Source organism: Virgibacillus phasianinus (assembly GCF_002216775.1).
GTDB classification, from domain to species: Bacteria; Bacillota; Bacilli; order Bacillales; family Amphibacillaceae; genus Virgibacillus_F; species Virgibacillus_F phasianinus.
Map to the genome: position 1 here is coordinate 3,236,015 of NZ_CP022315.1, position 18,119 is coordinate 3,254,133.

Annotated in this window: 16 protein-coding genes; all 16 read right to left on the bottom strand. The window is 38.2% G+C overall.

Features of this window, described 5'->3' with window-relative positions; genetic code table 11:
- Positions 1–42 precede the first annotated feature (42 nt).
- The 16 genes from CFK37_RS15645 to hslU all read right to left on the bottom strand — a co-directional run bounded on the left by CFK37_RS15645 (position 43) and on the right by hslU (position 18,108).
- Positions 43–321 (bottom strand): DUF503 domain-containing protein, encoded by a 279-nt coding sequence (locus CFK37_RS15645; protein WP_089062743.1) that lies wholly within the window; start codon positions 319–321, stop codon positions 43–45.
- Positions 318–2,414 (bottom strand): translation initiation factor IF-2, encoded by a 2,097-nt coding sequence (gene infB / locus CFK37_RS15650; protein WP_089062744.1) that lies wholly within the window; start codon positions 2,412–2,414, stop codon positions 318–320. The genes CFK37_RS15645 and infB overlap by 4 nt, the downstream gene beginning before the upstream one ends.
- A gap of 4 nt (positions 2,415–2,418) precedes the next feature.
- Positions 2,419–2,730: a L7Ae/L30e/S12e/Gadd45 family ribosomal protein gene (locus CFK37_RS15655; RefSeq protein ID WP_089062745.1), complete on the bottom strand. Its 312-nt coding sequence runs from the start codon at positions 2,728–2,730 to the stop codon at positions 2,419–2,421.
- Complete coding sequence (gene rnpM, locus CFK37_RS15660) at positions 2,720–3,001, bottom strand: RNase P modulator RnpM (RefSeq protein ID WP_089062746.1); 282 nt, start codon at positions 2,999–3,001, stop codon at positions 2,720–2,722. Before rnpM ends, CFK37_RS15655 begins: the two co-directional genes overlap by 11 nt.
- Positions 3,002–3,013: 12 nt before the next feature.
- A complete protein-coding gene (gene nusA, locus CFK37_RS15665; RefSeq protein ID WP_089062747.1) occupies positions 3,014–4,120 on the bottom strand; it encodes a transcription termination factor NusA in 1,107 nt (368 codons plus the stop codon).
- Positions 4,121–4,135: 15 nt separating this feature from the next.
- Positions 4,136–4,606 carry a ribosome maturation factor RimP gene (gene rimP, locus CFK37_RS15670; protein WP_089062748.1) on the bottom strand — a complete coding sequence of 157 codons (471 nt, stop codon included), beginning with the start codon at positions 4,604–4,606 and terminating at the stop codon, positions 4,136–4,138.
- A 253-nt stretch (positions 4,607–4,859) separates the two neighbouring features.
- Positions 4,860–9,152: a PolC-type DNA polymerase III gene (locus tag CFK37_RS15675; RefSeq protein WP_089062749.1), complete on the bottom strand. Its 4,293-nt coding sequence runs from the start codon at positions 9,150–9,152 to the stop codon at positions 4,860–4,862.
- Between the two features lie 148 nt (positions 9,153–9,300).
- Positions 9,301–10,557 (bottom strand): RIP metalloprotease RseP, encoded by a 1,257-nt coding sequence (gene rseP / locus CFK37_RS15680; protein WP_089062750.1) that lies wholly within the window; start codon positions 10,555–10,557, stop codon positions 9,301–9,303.
- 122 nt (positions 10,558–10,679) lie between these two features.
- Positions 10,680–11,471, bottom strand: a complete 792-nt coding sequence (locus tag CFK37_RS15685) for a phosphatidate cytidylyltransferase (protein ID WP_089062751.1) — start codon at positions 11,469–11,471, stop codon at positions 10,680–10,682.
- A 15-nt stretch (positions 11,472–11,486) separates the two neighbouring features.
- Positions 11,487–12,254 carry an undecaprenyl pyrophosphate synthase gene (locus CFK37_RS15690; RefSeq protein WP_089062752.1) on the bottom strand — a complete coding sequence of 256 codons (768 nt, stop codon included), beginning with the start codon at positions 12,252–12,254 and terminating at the stop codon, positions 11,487–11,489.
- 206 nt (positions 12,255–12,460) lie between these two features.
- On the bottom strand, positions 12,461–13,018 hold the full coding sequence (gene frr, locus CFK37_RS15695; protein WP_089062753.1) for a ribosome recycling factor: 558 nt from the start codon (positions 13,016–13,018) through the stop codon (positions 12,461–12,463).
- A 2-nt stretch (positions 13,019–13,020) separates the two neighbouring features.
- A complete protein-coding gene (pyrH, locus tag CFK37_RS15700; RefSeq protein WP_089062754.1) occupies positions 13,021–13,743 on the bottom strand; it encodes a UMP kinase in 723 nt (240 codons plus the stop codon).
- A 103-nt stretch (positions 13,744–13,846) separates the two neighbouring features.
- On the bottom strand, positions 13,847–14,731 hold the full coding sequence (gene tsf, locus CFK37_RS15705) for a translation elongation factor Ts (RefSeq protein WP_089062755.1): 885 nt from the start codon (positions 14,729–14,731) through the stop codon (positions 13,847–13,849).
- Between the two features lie 87 nt (positions 14,732–14,818).
- Positions 14,819–15,568, bottom strand: coding sequence for a 30S ribosomal protein S2 (gene rpsB / locus CFK37_RS15710; RefSeq protein WP_089062756.1), 750 nt, complete (start codon positions 15,566–15,568; stop codon positions 14,819–14,821).
- A gap of 332 nt (positions 15,569–15,900) precedes the next feature.
- Complete coding sequence (gene codY, locus CFK37_RS15715) at positions 15,901–16,680, bottom strand: GTP-sensing pleiotropic transcriptional regulator CodY (RefSeq protein ID WP_089062757.1); 780 nt, start codon at positions 16,678–16,680, stop codon at positions 15,901–15,903.
- Between the two features lie 33 nt (positions 16,681–16,713).
- Complete coding sequence (hslU, locus tag CFK37_RS15720; RefSeq protein ID WP_089062758.1) at positions 16,714–18,108, bottom strand: ATP-dependent protease ATPase subunit HslU; 1,395 nt, start codon at positions 18,106–18,108, stop codon at positions 16,714–16,716.
- Between the last annotated feature and the right edge of the window lie 11 nt (positions 18,109–18,119).

Here is an 18,119-nt window from a genome sequence, read left to right on the forward strand (position 1 = left end):
CCTCTTAATTTGTGAAGCGCATTTGGCGCTTCCTTCCATACTTTATATTCGTTCCACTTGAGTAATGGTACATTCCAATTCGGGAAAGTTATCCATATTCTTTAAGACCTCTTGGATAACCTGTTCTGCATGGGTATAACTAGTGGAAATGGTGACAATGCCAAATTTCGTACGTTGCCACAAATCATGGAAATCAAGCTCAGTTATAGCGATATTAAAATCTTTACTTAATTTATTCATGATTTTTTTCAAAACAGAACGTTTATCTTTCAAGGAATGTGTATCATAGAGCATACACTCAACTTCCGCAACTACGATCATTTGCGTTCAATTTCCTGCATAACGTAGGCTTCAATTGTATCGCCCTCTTTAATATCGTTAAAGTTTTTAATTGTAATGCCACATTCGTAGCCTTGTGCTACCTCTTTGGCGTCATCTTTATAACGCTTTAAAGTATCTAGTTCGCCTTCAAATTGAACCACTCCATCGCGAATAACTCGAACACCAGAATCGCGGGTAATTTTACCGTCAGTCACATAACTTCCAGCAATCGTACCAATTTTTGAAACCTTAAAGATCTCGCGTACTTCTGCTTGACCGACAACTTTTTCTTCATACTCGGGATCAAGCATACCCTTCATAGCTGATTCTATTTCTTCAATTACTTTATAAATAACACGGTGCAGCCTAACATCTACTTTTTCAGAGTCTGCAGTCTTTTTAGCGTTTGCATCAGGACGGACATTGAAACCAATTACAATCGCATTTGATGCGGCTGCAAGTATGATATCAGATTCCGTGATTGCTCCAACTGCTGTGTGGATAATTTTAATTTTGACACCCTCAACCTCAATTTTCCTTAGAGAGGATGCCAACGCCTCTGCTGATCCCTGAACATCTGCTTTTATAATAATATTAATTTCTTTCATTTGACCTTGTTTAATTTGTTCGAATAAATCATCTAGGCTGACCTTTGATTGTTCACCACGATTTTCCTGAATATGTTTTTGCTGACGTGCTTCACCAATTTGCCGTGATTTCTTTTCATCATCAAAGACAAGAAATTGATCGCCTGCTTGTGGAACGTCATTAAGCCCTGTTACCTCCACAGGTGTTGAAGGACCAGCTTCATTCACTCGTTTTCCAGTGTGACTTACCATGGCACGGATTCGACCAAATGTATTTCCTACAACCAGCGAATCCCCTACACGCAATGTACCATTTTGAACGAGTAATGTAGCAACTGAACCTCGCCCTTTATCCAACTGCGCATCAATAACCGTTCCAAATGCATTTGATTTAGGATTTGCTTTTAATTCTTCCACTTCAGATACGAGAAGAATCATTTCTAATAAATCATCGATACCTTCACGTTTCACAGCAGAAAGTTGAACAAAGATAGTGTCGCCACCCCAGTCTTCTGGAACAATTTCATATTCAGTTAATTCCTGCATGACGCGATCGGGATTTGCGCCTTCTTTATCCATTTTATTTACTGCAATAATGATCGGTACTTCTGCTGCCTTGGCGTGATTAATTGCCTCAACAGTCTGTGGCATTACCCCATCATCTGCTGCTACTACCAAAACGGCTATATCGGTAACCTGCGCCCCTCTTGAACGCATACTAGTAAATGCAGCATGACCAGGTGTATCAAGGAAGGTAACTTTCTTGTTATTGCTTTCCACTTGATACGCGCCAATATGTTGCGTGATTCCACCAGCCTCGCCTTCAGTTACTTTTGTGTGACGAATAGAATCAAGTAACGTGGTTTTACCATGGTCAACATGTCCCATTATAGTAACTACTGCAGGGCGTTCTTGCAAGTCATTTACGTTTTCTTCCTTTTTATATTTGTCAAAGTCTGTATCCTCAAGGACGATTTCTTTTTCTACCGCAACACCAAAGTCGTCACATAATAATTCTACAGTATCATCGTCCAGATCCTGATTTTTTGTAGCCATAACGCCAAGACCCATTAACTTCTTGATGATTTCTGTTTCTTTTTTGTTCAACTTTGCGGCAAGATCGCTTACAGTCAGTGTATCACTGTATTTAATTTCTTTAGGTATTTCCTTCACAGGTTGTTGTTTTGGTACAGGGTTATTGTTCCCTTTTTTATTTCGATGTTTATTTGACTGATTCCGGTTCCCTTTATGATTTGACTGACCGTGTGAAGATTTGCCTTTATTCGTTTGTTTTTTCAAATTATTATTCTCCGATTTCTTTGATGTGTTTGAAGCGTTCTGTCGTTTTTTTGGATTGAACTTATCATCCAATTTTCCCTTTACATCATCTGAAATGGTAGACATGTGGTTAGACACCTCTACATTTAATTCCTTTAATTTTTGAATGACATCTTTGCTTGTCGTATTTTTTTGCTTTGCATATTCATATACGCGCGTTTTAGTCATACATTCACCCCCGAATAGAATTATCGAGTAACGACTTTATCTTAGCGGCAAAACCTGCATCTAAAATTGCAATTGCTACTCTTTCCGATTTACCAATAGCATTAGACAGTATTTCCTTGTCATCAACTATTCGTAAAGGTACTTCATATGTTCTGCATTTATCCGTTATTTTTTTTCTTGTTTGTGGACCGGTATCACTTGCCAGTAAAACAAGTTTTGCCCGGTTTTTCTTGATGTCTTTTACAACTTCTTCACCAAGTGAACATTGCCTAGCCCGGTATGCCAGCCCAATCATGTTCAAGTAGCTATTTTTCATGGCTATTTCCAGCTACCATTTGCTTAAGTTCTTCAAAAACCGATGGATCGACCTGGGTATTCAAATGACGATTCAATACATCACTTTTTTCTGCCTTTTCAATTACAGCTAAATCCTTTGATAAATATGCTCCACGACCATTTTTCTTACCGGATTCGTCGACAAACACTTCTCCGTCCTTGTTACGTACAATGCGGATTAGTTCTTTTTTAGGTTTCATCTCATTTGTTACAACACATTTTCGCTGAGGAATCTTTCTTTTTTGTACCATTTGATTTCCCCCTTATTCAAACATATCTTCATTTTCGTCAGAATAAGTAATGATTTCCTCAGTGGAATCCTCCAGCAATCCATCTTCAATTGCCTCAGATTCACTCTTGATATCAATTTTCCAGCCGGTGAGTTTGGCAGCCAGACGGGCATTTTGTCCCCGTTTGCCAATTGCTAACGATAATTGATAATCAGGTACAATCACAGTTGTTGCTTTGGCCTCTTCATCTACAAGCACATCAACCACTTTTGAAGGGCTCAGCGCATTTGATACATATACAACCGGATCCTCCGACCATTCAACTACATCAATTTTCTCACCTTTTAGTTCATTCACTATTGCCTGGACACGCTGACCTCTTTGCCCCACACAGGAGCCAACAGGATCTATTTCAGGATCACTTGCGTATACTGAGATTTTTGAACGGTCTCCTGCTTCACGGGCAACAGATTTAATTTCAACTGTGCCATCATAAATTTCCGGTACTTCCATTTCAAATAACCGCTTCAATAACCCTGGATGTGACCTGGAAATATAAATTTGCGGCCCCTTACTTGTGTTTTCAACTTTCGTAACAAATACCTTCAACCGGTCGTGCACATTGTATTCCTCTACTGACATTTGTTCAGCTTCCGGCAATTTCGCTTCAATTTTCCCTAAGTTCACATAAACAAACCGCGGGTCCAAACGCTGGATGATGCCTGTCATTACATCTTCTTCGCGATCAGCATATTCACTGAAAATAACACCACGTTCCGCTTCACGCACACGTTGTGTTACAACCTGTTTTGCAGCTTGAGCAGCAATTCTTCCGAAATCCTTTGGTGTTACCTCAAGTTCAATAACATCATCCAGCTCATAGTTAGGATCTATTTGTTTAGCTTCTTCCAAAGATATTTCTTCCTGTACATCCTCAGCTTCTTCAACAACTGTTTTTCTTGAGAATACCTTCATTGTACCTTTGCTTTCATCAAGATCAACACGTACATTGGATGCCGATTTAAAATTTTTCTTATAAGCAGAAATTAATGCTGCTTCTAATGCTTCCAAAAGAATTTCTTTATTAATACCTTTTTCTTTTTCCAAATAATCAATCGCGTCAAACAACTGACTGTTCACTATTCTTTTCCCCCTTTATAACGTAACTGCAATTCTTGCTTTCGCTATTTTTGAAAACGGAATTTCAACAACTTTTTTTCTGGTTTTTATTTTATATTCTATACTAGCAATGTTATCGGTGAAATCTGTTAGGATTCCTTCATACTCTTTTGCACCATCAATTGGTTCATATAGCTTAACAAAAATATTTTTATTTACGCTTTTTTGAAAATCAGCCTCTGTTTTTAATGGACGTTCTACTCCTGGTGATGAAACTTCCAGAAAATAAGCACCTTTGATTGGATCTGCCTCATCCAGTTTCTCACTTAATTGTTCGGAAACTTCGCCACACTCGGCGATGTCAATCCCGCCTTCTTTATCAATATAGACACGTAAAAACCAATTCTGACCTTCTTTTACATAATCAACGTCGACCAATTCTAGGTCCCTTTCTTCCAAAATTGGTTCCAACAAACTTTCAGTGTTCTTAATAACCTGGGAACTCAAGTACAATCCTCCTCTATTCAGTTGTCGTTACTACCTATTATGAACAATACTATCAATTTTCATATCAAACCCGATGTTTTTTCAAAATAAACCCCTTGCCTGAAAAGGTGGCAAGGGGAAATCACTAAAGTAGGATGGCAGGTATGAAGAAAGAGCGGGAATATCCCACTCTTTTAACCGTTCGTATCATTACCTTTAAAACTATACCATACTTATCCATTTTAGGCAAGGGACACGTGGATTACATTGTTTTTTAGAATAGTGACAGCTGATTTTTTTCTGCCATTCCCTCCAAGCAACCGTGATTGTCCAAATACTCTAAAACTGTCTTGGAGATTTTACTGCGTTCACGAAGATCCTCTTTGGACAGGAATTCTCCTTCTTCGCGTGCTTTTACAATATTTATTGCTGCATTGGTGCCAAGCCCATCCACTGCATTAAATGGTGGAATCAATTTATCACCATCAACGATAAATTCGGTTGCAGTAGATTTATATAAATCTACTCGTTGAAAACTTAAACCTCGTTCATTCATTTCTAAAGCAATCTCAAGTACTGTCATCAGACTTTTTTCTTTTGGACTCGCATCATTTCCTTTGACCGCAATTCCTTCAATCCGCTCGCGAATAGCTTTTGAACCTTTTACCATCGTATCCAAATCATAGTCCCCAGCACGAACAGTGAAGTATGCTGCGTAAAAGAATATCGGATGATGAACCTTAAAGTAAGCGATCCGTACCGCCATAAGCACATAAGCTGCAGCATGGGCCTTTGGAAACATGTATTTAATTTTCTTACAGGATTCAATATACCAGTCCGGAACATCATGCTTTTTCATTTCGGTTATCCATTCATCCTGCAGACCTTTACCCTTACGAACAAACTCCATTATCTTAAATGCAAGTGATGCATCTAGTCCCTTATGCATCAGGTAGACCATAATGTCATCACGACAACCAATTACATCAGGTAGTTTACAAATGCCATCATTAATTAATTCCTGGGCATTTCCAAGCCAGACATCCGTTCCATGGGACAATCCTGAAATAATCACAAGCTCTGCAAATGTTTTCGGTTTAGTGTCCTCAAGCATCTGTCTAACAAACTTGGTACCAAATTCAGGTACACCCAGAGTCCCTGTTTTACAATTAATCTGTTCCTCTGTGACACCAATTGATTCGGTACCTGAAAATAGTTTCATAACCCCTTCGTCATCTGTCGGAATTGTTTTTGGATCAATACCGCTTAAATCCTGAAGCATGCGTATAACAGTTGGATCATCGTGTCCAAGTATATCAAGCTTCAATAAATTATCATGAATCGAATGGAAATCAAAATGTGTTGTCCGCCATTCGCTGTTTCGATCATCAGCAGGAAATTGAATTGGCGTAAAATCGAATATTTCCTTATCATCCGGGACTACAATAATTCCACCTGGGTGTTGCCCGGTTGTTCGTTTTACACCGGTACAACCCTGAACTAACCGATCTACTTCCGCGTTTTTATAAACAATCTGTTTATCGGAGGCATATCCTTTAACATATCCATAAGCCGTTTTCTCGGCAATTGTACCTATTGTTCCCGCACGATACACATTGTCTTCACCAAATAATTCCTTCGTATAATTATGTGCTTTAGGTTGATATTCACCAGAAAAGTTTAAGTCAATATCGGGAACCTTATCCCCCTTAAACCCTAAAAACGTTTCAAACGGAATGTCTTGTCCATCCTTTGTTAATTCTATATCGCAATTGGGACAGGACTTATCCGGCAGATCAAACCCACTCCCGGCAGATCCATCCGTAATAAATTCTTGATAGTGGCAATCTGGGCACACATAATGCGGTGGCAAGGGATTCACTTCCGTAATTTCTGTCATGGTGGCCACAAATGACGAACCAACTGACCCCCTTGACCCCACCAAATAACCATCGTCTAATGACTTTTTAACAAGCTTGTGGGATATCAGGTAAATAACGGCAAAACCATGACCAATAATGCTATTTAGTTCCTTTTCAAGACGTTCCACCACGATATCCGGCAAAGCCTCTCCGTAGATTGTTTTAGCCCGGTTATAGCTCAAATCACGTATTTCCTGTTCTGCACCTTCGATAGTTGGTGTAAACAGATCGTCTTTTACCGGAGAAATTTCTTCAATCGAGTCTGCCAGTTTACCCGTATTCGTTATCACAATTTCTTCTTTAGTTTCATCGTTTAAGAAAGGGAAACAATCCATCATTTCATTTGTTGTCCTAAATGGTGTATCCGGTAATGTTTGCCGAGCTAATGGATTTCCATTCTGAGATGAAATCAATATTTGTCTGTACAATTTTTCATGATCGCTCACATAATGAACATTACCTGTTGCTACTACCAACTTGTTCATCCGTTTACCCATATCTACCAAATTTGAAATGATATCAAAAATTTGTGCCTCATTCTGTACTAATTCTTTTTCAATTAGATGAGCATAATTGCCTGGTGGCTGAACTTCAATATAATCATAGAATTCCGCAACCTTTTCGGCTTCTTCTTTTGACTTTTGCATCATAGTCTCAAATACTTCGCCCTTATCACATGCGGAACCAATTAGAATGCCTTCCCGGAATTTTTGCAGCTTTGATCTTGGAATTCTTGGGACCCGGTAAAAATAGTCTATATGGGCATGCGAGACCAATTTATAAATGTTCTTTAATCCCTCCTGGTTTTTGGCCAGAATTATGCAATGGGATGGTCTCGACCGTTGATAGGCATTGCCTTCACCCATATGGTTGTTTAGCTGATTATGATTAGTAATATCTTTATTTAATAACAACTGAACTAGCTTCCAAAGTAGGTAGCTGGTCGCTTCCGCATCATATATTGCACGATGGTGCTGTGTCAGTTCAATATCAAGTTTTTTACAAAGGGTATTTAGCCGATGGTTCTTTAACTCCGGAAATAAAAACCGCGCCAATTCTAATGTATCTACGACAGGATTTGTTGATTTTTCATATCCTATTTTCTTGTATCCCTCATTTAAAAAACCCATGTCAAAACTTGCATTATGGGCAACTAATATATCTTGTTCCACCCATTCGCTAAATTCTTTTAACACATCGCCTATTTCCGGTGCATCACGAACCATATCATCCGTTATACCGGTTAAGTCGACAGTTGTTTCCGATAATGGATGGTGGGGGTTAGCAAAACGTTCAAAACGATCAATGATTTCGCCGTTTTTTATTTTCACCCCGGCCAGTTCGATAATTGTATCGTAAACAGCGGATAAACCAGTTGTCTCGACGTCAAAAACAACATAGGTTGCTTCCTCAAGGCCCATATCCGCCTCATTGTAAGCAATTGGCACACCGTCATCAACTAAATTTGCTTCTACACCGTATAATATTTTTACACCGTTTTTAACACCGGCTGCATGGGCTTCTGGATAACCCTGAACACCGGCATGATCGGTTATTGCAACAGCCTTATGCCCCCACCTCGCTGCCTGTTCTACCAATCTGCTTGGGGATACAACCGCATCCATTTGACTCATCGTTGTATGTGCATGCAATTCAACTCGTTTGCAATCGGCAGGCGCGTCATCAGTTTTCGTTTCAACCTTTACTTCTAACATATCATTTGCCATCATTGCCAGTTCATTTGTATACATATCCGTTTGGATACTGCCGCGAGCTTTAATCCACATACCTGTTTTTAATTGCTCGAACTTTTCAACATCCTCGTCATTCTTTGAGAACATTTTAATTTGCAAGGAATCGGTATAATCGGTTGCTTTAGCAATTAATAAACTGCGACCCGAACGCAACTTACGAATATCGACAAAGAACACGAATCCCTGCACAGTAACCCGGCGTTCTTCATCCTGTATCAATTCCATTTCCATCGGCTCATCCGGAATGCCATAGCCAATTGCAAAAGGTATATTCTGATTTTGTTCTAAGCTGTTTTTCTCACGCTTTTCTTTCTCCATCACGGTTTTTAAAATTATTTCCTGATCTTCTTTGGCTTTTTGCTTGCGAAACTCCTGTAAATCTTTATCTTCAGTTTTAACATTTATTTCTAATTGATATGCTTTGCTGCCTATTTTATCGCAGTACACCCGAAAAGCGGTTTCTAATCGTTTTCTTAAAGCAGCCGCCTCCGCTTCATTTCTAGCCGTAATGGAAAGCTTATTATTTTGAAGCACAGGTACTTGATTATGGATTAAATCTCTATAGGCGGGCGACATCGTTGTAATTGATTGTAAAAAGTTCAGCCAGTAATCACAAATGTATGTATCACTTTCCTCTTTTTCCTCCGTATAAAGGGTCCAGTCCACCTGCGCAATTTGCTTGAAAGAATCCTGTAATTTAGTTGTTAAAACCTGATATACCTCAATAGGTAGCATTCGCTCAACCTGAATATGAAAATGCCACTTTTTAACTTGTCTAAACACTTCTAATCGTATTAATTGACTATTTGAGAAATACGTTGATATATCTTCTTCAGGTATCTGCAACTGTGCTAATAATACCTCCATTTTTTCCGTTTGTGATATAGCCATATCCTTTTCCCCCAATGTAGCTGCTGGTAAAAATCTTCCGTTTGGTAAATCTATGCTAATATACCGAATTCAAGCTTTTGAAAACCCTTGTCTGGTTGATTAGACAAGGGTTTTTATAACTCACCTATAGATTTACTCCGCCTCGATCTTATAGGAATAACCGCTGGATATCATTCCATGTTACGACAATCATTAGCAGCATTAATAATGCAAAACCAATAAAATGAACAATACCCTCTTTTTGTGGATCTATTGGTTTCCCGCGCACTGCCTCAATGCCGACAAATAGCAATCGTCCTCCATCAAGTGCAGGTAATGGCACCAAATTTACAATTCCTAAGTTAATGCTTAAAATGGCCGTCCACATTAGGAAGTTCATGAAACCTGTTTGTACCACGGCATCAGTTGCATCATAAATACCAACAGGTCCGGACAAGGCCTCAATTGATAACTGTCCCGTAACCAGCATGCCTAAGTTAGTTAAAATAAGTTTGGTGACTTCATATGGTTTTGTAATCGCGTACTGGACAGAAGTAAAGAATGATTTTTCAACTTGATGCAAAACACCTATCTGTCCTATCGTTTGACCTTGAAATTCTGTTTCTTGCGGCACAACTGTTATATCAGAAATTTTACCATCACGGGCTACTTTCATAGACAAGGATTCCTCAGGGTTATCCTGAACTATTTTCGTGAATTCCTCCCATGTACTGATTGAATTACCTTCGATTTCAACTACCTCATCGCCCTTTTGAAAGCCTGCTTCTGCTGCCGGACTATCTGCTTGAATTTCACCAAGCATTGCTTCTTCAGTAGGCACACCCTGAATTAGGCCTAATAGAAAGAAGATAAAAATTGCTAATAGAAAGTTCATCATTGGTCCCGCAAATAACTGCATCGCACGTTTCCCAATACTTTTGGACGCGAATTGGCGGTCATATGGCGCAATTTGCGTTTCATTTTCATCCATGATGAAGAAAGCTTTTGGATCGACATCAAAACGCAGCCGTTCCTCTTCATCAATCTCAAAACCTTCAATTACTAAATCATGATCTAAATCGGCACGCTCTACTTCTATCACACGTGCATCAGGATGCTTGGATTTATTATTTACGATGATTTTACTGACTTTACCATCGTCGTTAAACTCAAGCCCAATATGATGGCCGGGCTTTAACTCAACAATCTCTGGATCTTCACCAGCCACACGAACATATCCACCTACAGGAAGTAACCGGATTGTGTATACAGTTTCGTTTTTGGTAAATGAAAATATCTTTGGTCCAAAACCAATTGCAAACTCCCGGGCAAGCATTCCCGCCCGCTTTGCAAAAATCAAATGACCAAACTCGTGAATGAACACAAGCAAACCAAACATAAATATAAACGCTATAACTGTGGTCAAATAAAGCACCTTCCTTTGATAAATGTAGGTTGATTCCGTTTACCGCTATTTTCTAAGTTTATCCTTAACCTCGATCATCATTCAAGCTTTTTGAAAGGATGTGCATAAATGGTCAAATCACATTAAATGAAATGGATAAAATGGATCAAAGGTAAAACGAATAATAAACTATCCAGTCTGTCTAAAATACCTCCATGGCCAGGAAGAATATTCCCTGAATCCTTTACACCATAATGCCGTTTGAACGCAGATTCTACCAGATCTCCAATCTGACCGAAAATGGATACTAAAATGGTAACACCAATTACAATGATTAAAGAGTGTTCAAATGGAGTAATGAAATGGAAAATCACACCTACTACTACAGAAATAAGAATACCGCCTATTGCCCCTTCAACCGTTTTATTCGGGCTAATCATCGGCCATAATTTTCTCTTTCCAAATGCTCGTCCAAAAAGGTATGCACCTGTATCAGTAGCCCAAATCACCAGTAGGACATAGAAGATATTCACTAACCCTTCAATATTAGTATCATCTCTTGTTTCAATGAGATAAAAGAATCCCATGCCCACATAAATTGTGGCCAGCATGATAAATCCGGCATCCTCAAATGTAAACTTATTCTTTACTAGTACTGTGTATGACAATAAAAGCATAGCAAACATCATAACAAGTTCAGATTTTGTAAAAAATCCTACGATATCAGCTGGAACATCAGGCAATAATAACCATAATATTAGTATCGCCAAAACTGCTGGTATAGAATATTTCCCTACTTTTCTCATCCGCAATAGTTCAATCAAAGCAATTGTTGCCATAAAATAGACGAATATCGTAAATGGTAATCCGCCTACAATCACGAAAGGTACGAATATGATTAATGCTAAAATTGCTGTCAGAGTTCGTTGCTTCATCTATTGTTCAACACCTTATATACCTCCATAACGTCTTTTACGCTGCTGGTAATCATGGAGGGCTCTCCTAAATATTTCTTCGCTAAAATCCGGCCACAACACATCTGTAAACCAAAATTCTGCATAAGCCAACTGCCATAATAAAAAGTTACTTAAACGTTGTTCACCACTTGTTCGAATTAGTAAATCAGGATCGGACAGTCCCTTTGTATATAAATAGTTGGAAAACGTGTCCTCATCAAGCTGATCAATGGTCAACTCCGTCTTTTCTAATTCAGTGTAAACTTGTTTGATTGCGCGCATTATTTCATATCTACTACCATAGTTTAAAGCAAAGTTTAATAATAAGCCATTATTATCCTTTGTTTGCTCTTTGGCATACTGAATTGCTTCTTTTGTATGTGTTGGCAGTCCGTCAAATTCACCAATGGTTTCGATACGCACATTTTTCTCGATTAATTCAGGCAAAAACGTATGTAGGAACTCTTTCGGCAGTTTCATTAAAAACTCTACCTCAGATTTGGGCCTTTTCCAATTTTCTGTTGAGAAGGCATATAAAGTAAGAATTTCAATTTTATATTTGGTTGCGATTCGGACAATATCTTTAACCGTGTTCATGCCTTCTTTATGCCCAGCAATTCTTGGAAGCCCCCGCTTTTTTGCCCATCGTCCATTGCCGTCCATTATAATCGCTACATGTTTTGGTATATTTTTTGTTTCTATTTTGCATGAATCATCTGTTTCTTCTTGTTTATTCTTAAAAAAAGGAAGTTTCATTGACATAATTTGTCCTCCGAATACGATTGATTGTGTATATACAATCCTTTCCATTTTCATCAATATGTCGGATAAAAGAATTATATGATTGTTATAGTATATATGCTAAGGTTCCATTATATCATGATTAACCATTAATTTTTATAACGATTTAGCAAAAAAACAAAAACCCCCTAAAACTAGGGGTGGTATCATGTTGTTTGACTCGATTGTTATACTTCCATAATTTCTTTTTCTTTATTTTTTGCTACTTGATCAATATCATTTATGTTTTTGTCTGTTTCTTTTTGTACACCGTCTTGCGCACCGCGTAATTCATCTTCTGTCAGGTCACCATTTTTTTCAGCCTTTTTAAGCTGATCATTGGAGTCCCGGCGAATATTTCTAACCTGTACACGCGCTTCCTCGGCATATTTACCAACTACTTTTACTAGGTCTTTACGGCGCTCTTCGGTAAGTGCAGGAATAGCAATTCGAACTACATTCCCATCACTTGAAGGTGAAATACCTAAATCCGCTTTTTGGATTGCTTTTTCAACATCGCCGATTGAAGACTTATCAAATGGCGTAATAACTAATAATCTAGCCTCAGGAGCAGAAATAGTTGCCAATTGATTTAATGGTGTGGAAGCGCCATAATACTCCACATATACACTATCCAGTAGTGATGGATTTGCTCTTCCTGCCCGAACTGTTGCTAAGTTTTTTGAAAATGCTTGTACTGCTTGCGTCATCTTTTCGCGAGTTTGATTTATAATCGCATCAGACATAATTATTTCCCCCTTATCGTAGTTCCAATTATTTCACCTTGCACAACCCGTTTAATGTTGCCTTCATCTGTTATCGAGAATACCACAAGCGGAATATCGTTATCCATACATAACGACGATGCTGTGGAATCCATAACACCCAAACCTTCATTTAGCATATCTAAATAAGACAGGTTTTCATATTTCGTAGCATCCTTATTTACTTTCGGATCATCTGTATAGACCCCATCCACATTATTCTTCGCCATAAGTATCACTTCTGCTTCGATTTCTGCCGCCCTAAGTGCTGCAGTCGTGTCCGTTGAAAAGTAAGGATTTCCCGTACCTGCTGCAAATATGACAACGCGCTTTTTCTCTAAATGGCGAATTGCTTTTCTCCGGATATATGGTTCCGCAACTTGACGCATTTCGATTGAAGTTTGAACCCGAGTAGGGATTCCGATATTTTCCAAACTGTCCTGAAGCGCAAGAGAATTCATTACGGTTGCAAGCATTCCCATGTAATCAGCGTTTGCACGATCCATTCCCATTTGGCTGCCAACTTTACCACGCCAGATGTTTCCACCGCCAACAACGACTGCAACTTCAACACCTAAATCCGCTACATCCTTAATTTGTTCAGCTATAGATTGAACGATATTTGGATCCAGTCCATAGCCTTGTTCCCCGCTTAATGCTTCGCCACTTAATTTAAGTACAATTCTACGGTAACGAGCTGCTGTCATAATAACCTCCATAGAAATTTATTAATTTTTATCCTATTGAAAAAATGTGCTCTTCTGCGAAAAAGGGAACAGCATGTGTCCCCTTTTTTCTTCTTTATGCAAATTATTTATTGTTAATTTGATTTCTAACTTCCTCAGCAAAGTTTTCTTCACGTTTTTCCATACCTTCGCCAACTTCATAGCGAACGAATGTTTTAACTGTTGCACCTTTATCAGCAACATATTTCTTAACCTTTTGATCTGGATCTTTAACAAAGTTTTGCTCTAATAGGCAAATATCTTCGAAGAATTTTCCTAAACGGCCTTCAACCATTTTTTCAACAATTTTTTCAGGTTTGCCTTCATTTAAAGCTTGTGTCTTTAATACTTCACGTTCACGCTTAACTTCATCTTCTGAAACAGCATCACGTGAGACATACTGAGGATTTACTGCAGCAACATGCATTGCAATATCCTTCGCTACTTGTTCATCAGTTGTTCCTTCAAGAAGTGTTAGGACACCAATACGTCCACCCATATGCAAGTATGAACCGAAAGAATCGTTATCGGATTTTGTTAAAATAGTGAAACGACGCAATGAAATTTTTTCACCAATTTTGGCAACAACGGAATTAATGAAAGATTCTACAGTCTCTTCACCATCTATTTTTTGTTGCAATGCTTCTTCAACGGTTGCTGGTTTTTTTGCAACAATATGTTTACCAAGTTTGGTTAAAAGTGTTTTAAACTGATCATTCTTTGTAACAAAGTCTGTTTCACAGTTAACTTCCAAAAGTACAGCCGTATTATTTTCCACTTCGATATGTGTTAACCCTTCAGCAGCAATTCGGTCTGACTTCTTAGCTGCTTTTGCCACACCTTTTTCACGTAAATAATCAATAGCCTGTTCCATATTTCCGTCATTTTCAGTTAGTGCCTTTTTACAATCCATCATGCCAGCACCAGTTTTTTCGCGTAACTCTTTTACCATTTGTGCAGTAATTGCCATTATTAATCCTCCTAGATAAATAGTCAAGTATCCCTTTAAAAAAGGTGATAAAAGGCTTATCCCTTTATCACCTAGTCATTTTCATTACTATTCTTTATCTGCTTCTACAGGTTCAGCAGCAGTTTCTTCCTCGTTTGCAACTCTTTCAGCTTCTTCACTTTGCTTAACTTCAATAATAGCATCTGCCATTTTCGAAGTAAGAAGTTTAACCGCACGAATTGCGTCATCGTTTGCCGGGATAACGTAATCAATTTCATCGGGATCACAGTTAGTGTCCACTATTCCGATAATAGGAATATTTAATTTATGTGCTTCAGCTATCGCAATTCTTTCTTTGCGTGGATCAATAACGAACATAGCATCTGGAAGCTTTTTCATTTCTTTGATTCCACCTAAGAATTTCATTAAGCGATCTTTTTCTTTTAATAAATTTACAACTTCTTTTTTTGGAAGTACTTCAAACGTTCCATCTTCTTCCATTTTCTCGATATTCTTAAGACGAGAAATACGTTTACGGATTGTTTGGAAGTTTGTAAGTGTACCGCCTAACCAACGTTGATTTACAAAAAACATACCAGAACGAGTCGCTTCATCACGAACAGAATCCTGTGCTTGTTTCTTAGTTCCTACAAAAAGAACTGTACCGCCATCGGCTGCGATTTCCTTCACATATTTATATGCTTCATCAACCTTTTTAACAGTTTTTTGCAGGTCAATGATATAAATGCCGTTACGCTCTGTAAAGATGTATTTTTTCATCTTTGGATTCCAACGGCGAGTCTGATGTCCAAAATGTACACCAGCTTCAAGTAATTGCTTCATAGAAATTACTGACATTATAAATTCCTCCTATTGGTTTTTTTCCTCCGTTTGTGTCATTTTTATATAAGGACCACGTTTCGGCACCTCCTATATAAATCGACAAACGTGTGTGGTTAGCATGTTCACCATAAAATGACAAACATAGTATTTGCACCATGGATTAATATATCATATGGATCTGATGCTAGCAAGTATTAACGCCATATTTTTGTGTAAAAGTTTTACATCGGACTAACGATAGACGATTTCTATAAGGTTGGTTATTACATTTTGTCATTAATAATAGAAAAAAGGAATCAGAAAGCTTTAGCTTTCGATTCCCCCGTAACCTTTTTTACCTTTATGATTTATCTTGAGCGAAGCTTTTCAAGTTCAACTAGGAATTTATTGTTCAAAACTTTAATATACGTACCTTTCATACCTAATGAGCGGGACTCGATAACACCAGCGCTTTCTAGTTTACGCAATGCGTTTACAATTACAGAACGTGTTATTCCAACCCGGTCTGCGATTTTACTTGCTACGAGCAACCCTTCGTTACCATTCAACTCTTCAAAGATATGGTCAATTGCTTCAAGTTCACTATAAGACAATGAACTAATCGCCATTTGTACAACCGCTTTACTGCGCGCTTCAATTTCAATTTCTTCGGTTTTTTCATGAAGAATTTCCATTCCTACTACAGTAGCACCATACTCAGCTAAGAGTAGATCATCGTCACTAAAGCTATCTTCTAATCTACTTAAAACCAATGTACCAAGTCTGTCTCCACCACCGATAATTGGAACAATAGTAGTCAAACCGTTTTGAAACAATTCACGATTCTCTACAGGGAATGCAGTAAATGAACTGTTAATATCCAAGTTTGGAGTTGTTTCATAAATTGAAAATAACCCTTGTGTGTATTCTTCCGGAAATTGTCTTTCTTCCAACATGGATTTCATCCGGTCATTTTCAATTTCCTGATTAATTGCAAATCCCAAAAGCTTACCACGACGGCTTAAGATAAATACGTTACCTTTGATTACATCACGTAATGACGCAGACATCTCATTGAAATTCACCGATTTCCCTGTTGCTTTTTGTAACATTGCATTAATTTTTCTTGCGCGATTTAAAAGTTCCATAACTAATAATCCTCCGTTTTTCGTTATTTTAATTTATAGTATAAATTGGCTTAAATCCCTATTCTTCACAATAGAACTAAGTTTATTATCAACATATTCCGATGTAATTTCTATTTTATCCATCGTAATATCTGGAGCTTCAAATGATAAATCTTCCATTAACTTTTCTAATATCGTGTGTAAGCGACGTGCGCCAATATTATCCGTCTCCTGATTCACCTCAAAAGCCACTTCAGCTATTTTATCTACAGCTTCGTCGGTAAATACCACATTTATACCTTCTGTTTTGATCATTGCCTGGTATTGTTTAAGCAATGCATTCGATGGCTCAAGCAAAATACGTTTGAAATCATCGATTGTTAACTTCTCAAGTTCCACCCGAATCGGAAATCTCCCTTGAAGCTCTGGAATTAAATCAGATGGTTTTGCCATATGGAAAGCACCTGCAGCAATAAACAGCATGTGATCAGTTTTAACTGGTCCATGTTTTGTGACAATCGTTGAACCTTCAACAATTGGCAAAATATCACGCTGAACACCTTCCCGCGAAACATTAGCAGAATTATCTTGTTTTGCTGCTACTTTGTCAATTTCATCAACAAAAATGATTCCAGACTGTTCCGCACGGGAGATTGCTTCCTGTGCTGCCTCTTCCATATCCACCAGTTTCTGTGCTTCTTGTTGTGTTAGTACCTTTCGTGCTTCTGAAACTGGCAATTTCCGCTTTTTCTTTTTCTTTGGCATGAACTGGCCGAAAGCGTCTTGCATATTCATACCCATCTGTTCCATTCCCGATCCTTGCAGCATATCAAACATGGATGGTGGCATTTCTTCAATTTCCACTTGAATCATATGGTCTTCCAGTTCACCAAGAGCAAGCATTTGCTCCGTGCGCTGCCTTTTACTTTTGATTTCTTCCGTAACATCAGAATCTTTTTCATTGTCATCATCGCTGGACGATTGATTGGAAAATAACATTTCAAACGGATTTTTATTTGTATCCTTTTTCACATGAGGAACCAATAACTGAACTAATTTTTTATTAGCCTCTTGTTCCGCTTTTCCTTTCACCTCATCCATTTTCTCTTCTTTGACCATGCGAATTGACATTTCAACCAAATCACGTACCATTGATTCAACGTCCCGGCCAACATAACCAACTTCAGTGAATTTTGTTGCCTCAATTTTAACAAAAGGTGCACCGACCATTTTTGCCAGCCGTCTTGCTATTTCCGTTTTACCAACACCTGTTGGCCCAATCATTAAAATGTTTTTTGGTACAATCTCATCTTTAATGGAATCATCCAACTTCATCCGACGATACCGATTCCTCAGTGCAACGGCAACAGACTTTTTGGCCTGTTTTTGACCAATAATGTACCGATCAAGCTGCTCCACTATTTGCTTTGGAGTATAATCATTACCCATATTATAAGGCT

Coding starts and splice junctions, on each gene's coding strand:
- CFK37_RS15645 (WP_089062743.1), bottom strand. CDS start 321: ATGATCGTAGTTGCGGAAGTTGAGTGTATGCTCTATGATACACATTCC.
- infB (WP_089062744.1), bottom strand. CDS start 2,414: ATGACTAAAACGCGCGTATATGAATATGCAAAGCAAAAAAATACGACA.
- CFK37_RS15655 (WP_089062745.1), bottom strand. CDS start 2,730: ATGAAAAATAGCTACTTGAACATGATTGGGCTGGCATACCGGGCTAGG.
- rnpM (WP_089062746.1), bottom strand. CDS start 3,001: ATGGTACAAAAAAGAAAGATTCCTCAGCGAAAATGTGTTGTAACAAAT.
- CFK37_RS15675 (WP_089062749.1), bottom strand. CDS start 9,152: ATGGCTATATCACAAACGGAAAAAATGGAGGTATTATTAGCACAGTTG.
- CFK37_RS15685 (WP_089062751.1), bottom strand. CDS start 11,471: ATGAAGCAACGAACTCTGACAGCAATTTTAGCATTAATCATATTCGTA.
- CFK37_RS15690 (WP_089062752.1), bottom strand. CDS start 12,254: ATGTCAATGAAACTTCCTTTTTTTAAGAATAAACAAGAAGAAACAGAT.
- frr (WP_089062753.1), bottom strand. CDS start 13,018: ATGTCTGATGCGATTATAAATCAAACTCGCGAAAAGATGACGCAAGCA.
- pyrH (WP_089062754.1), bottom strand. CDS start 13,743: ATGACAGCAGCTCGTTACCGTAGAATTGTACTTAAATTAAGTGGCGAA.
- tsf (WP_089062755.1), bottom strand. CDS start 14,731: ATGGCAATTACTGCACAAATGGTAAAAGAGTTACGCGAAAAAACTGGT.
- rpsB (WP_089062756.1), bottom strand. CDS start 15,568: ATGTCAGTAATTTCTATGAAGCAATTACTTGAAGCTGGTGTACATTTT.
- codY (WP_089062757.1), bottom strand. CDS start 16,680: ATGGAACTTTTAAATCGCGCAAGAAAAATTAATGCAATGTTACAAAAA.
- hslU (WP_089062758.1), bottom strand. CDS start 18,108: ATGGGTAATGATTATACTCCAAAGCAAATAGTGGAGCAGCTTGATCGG.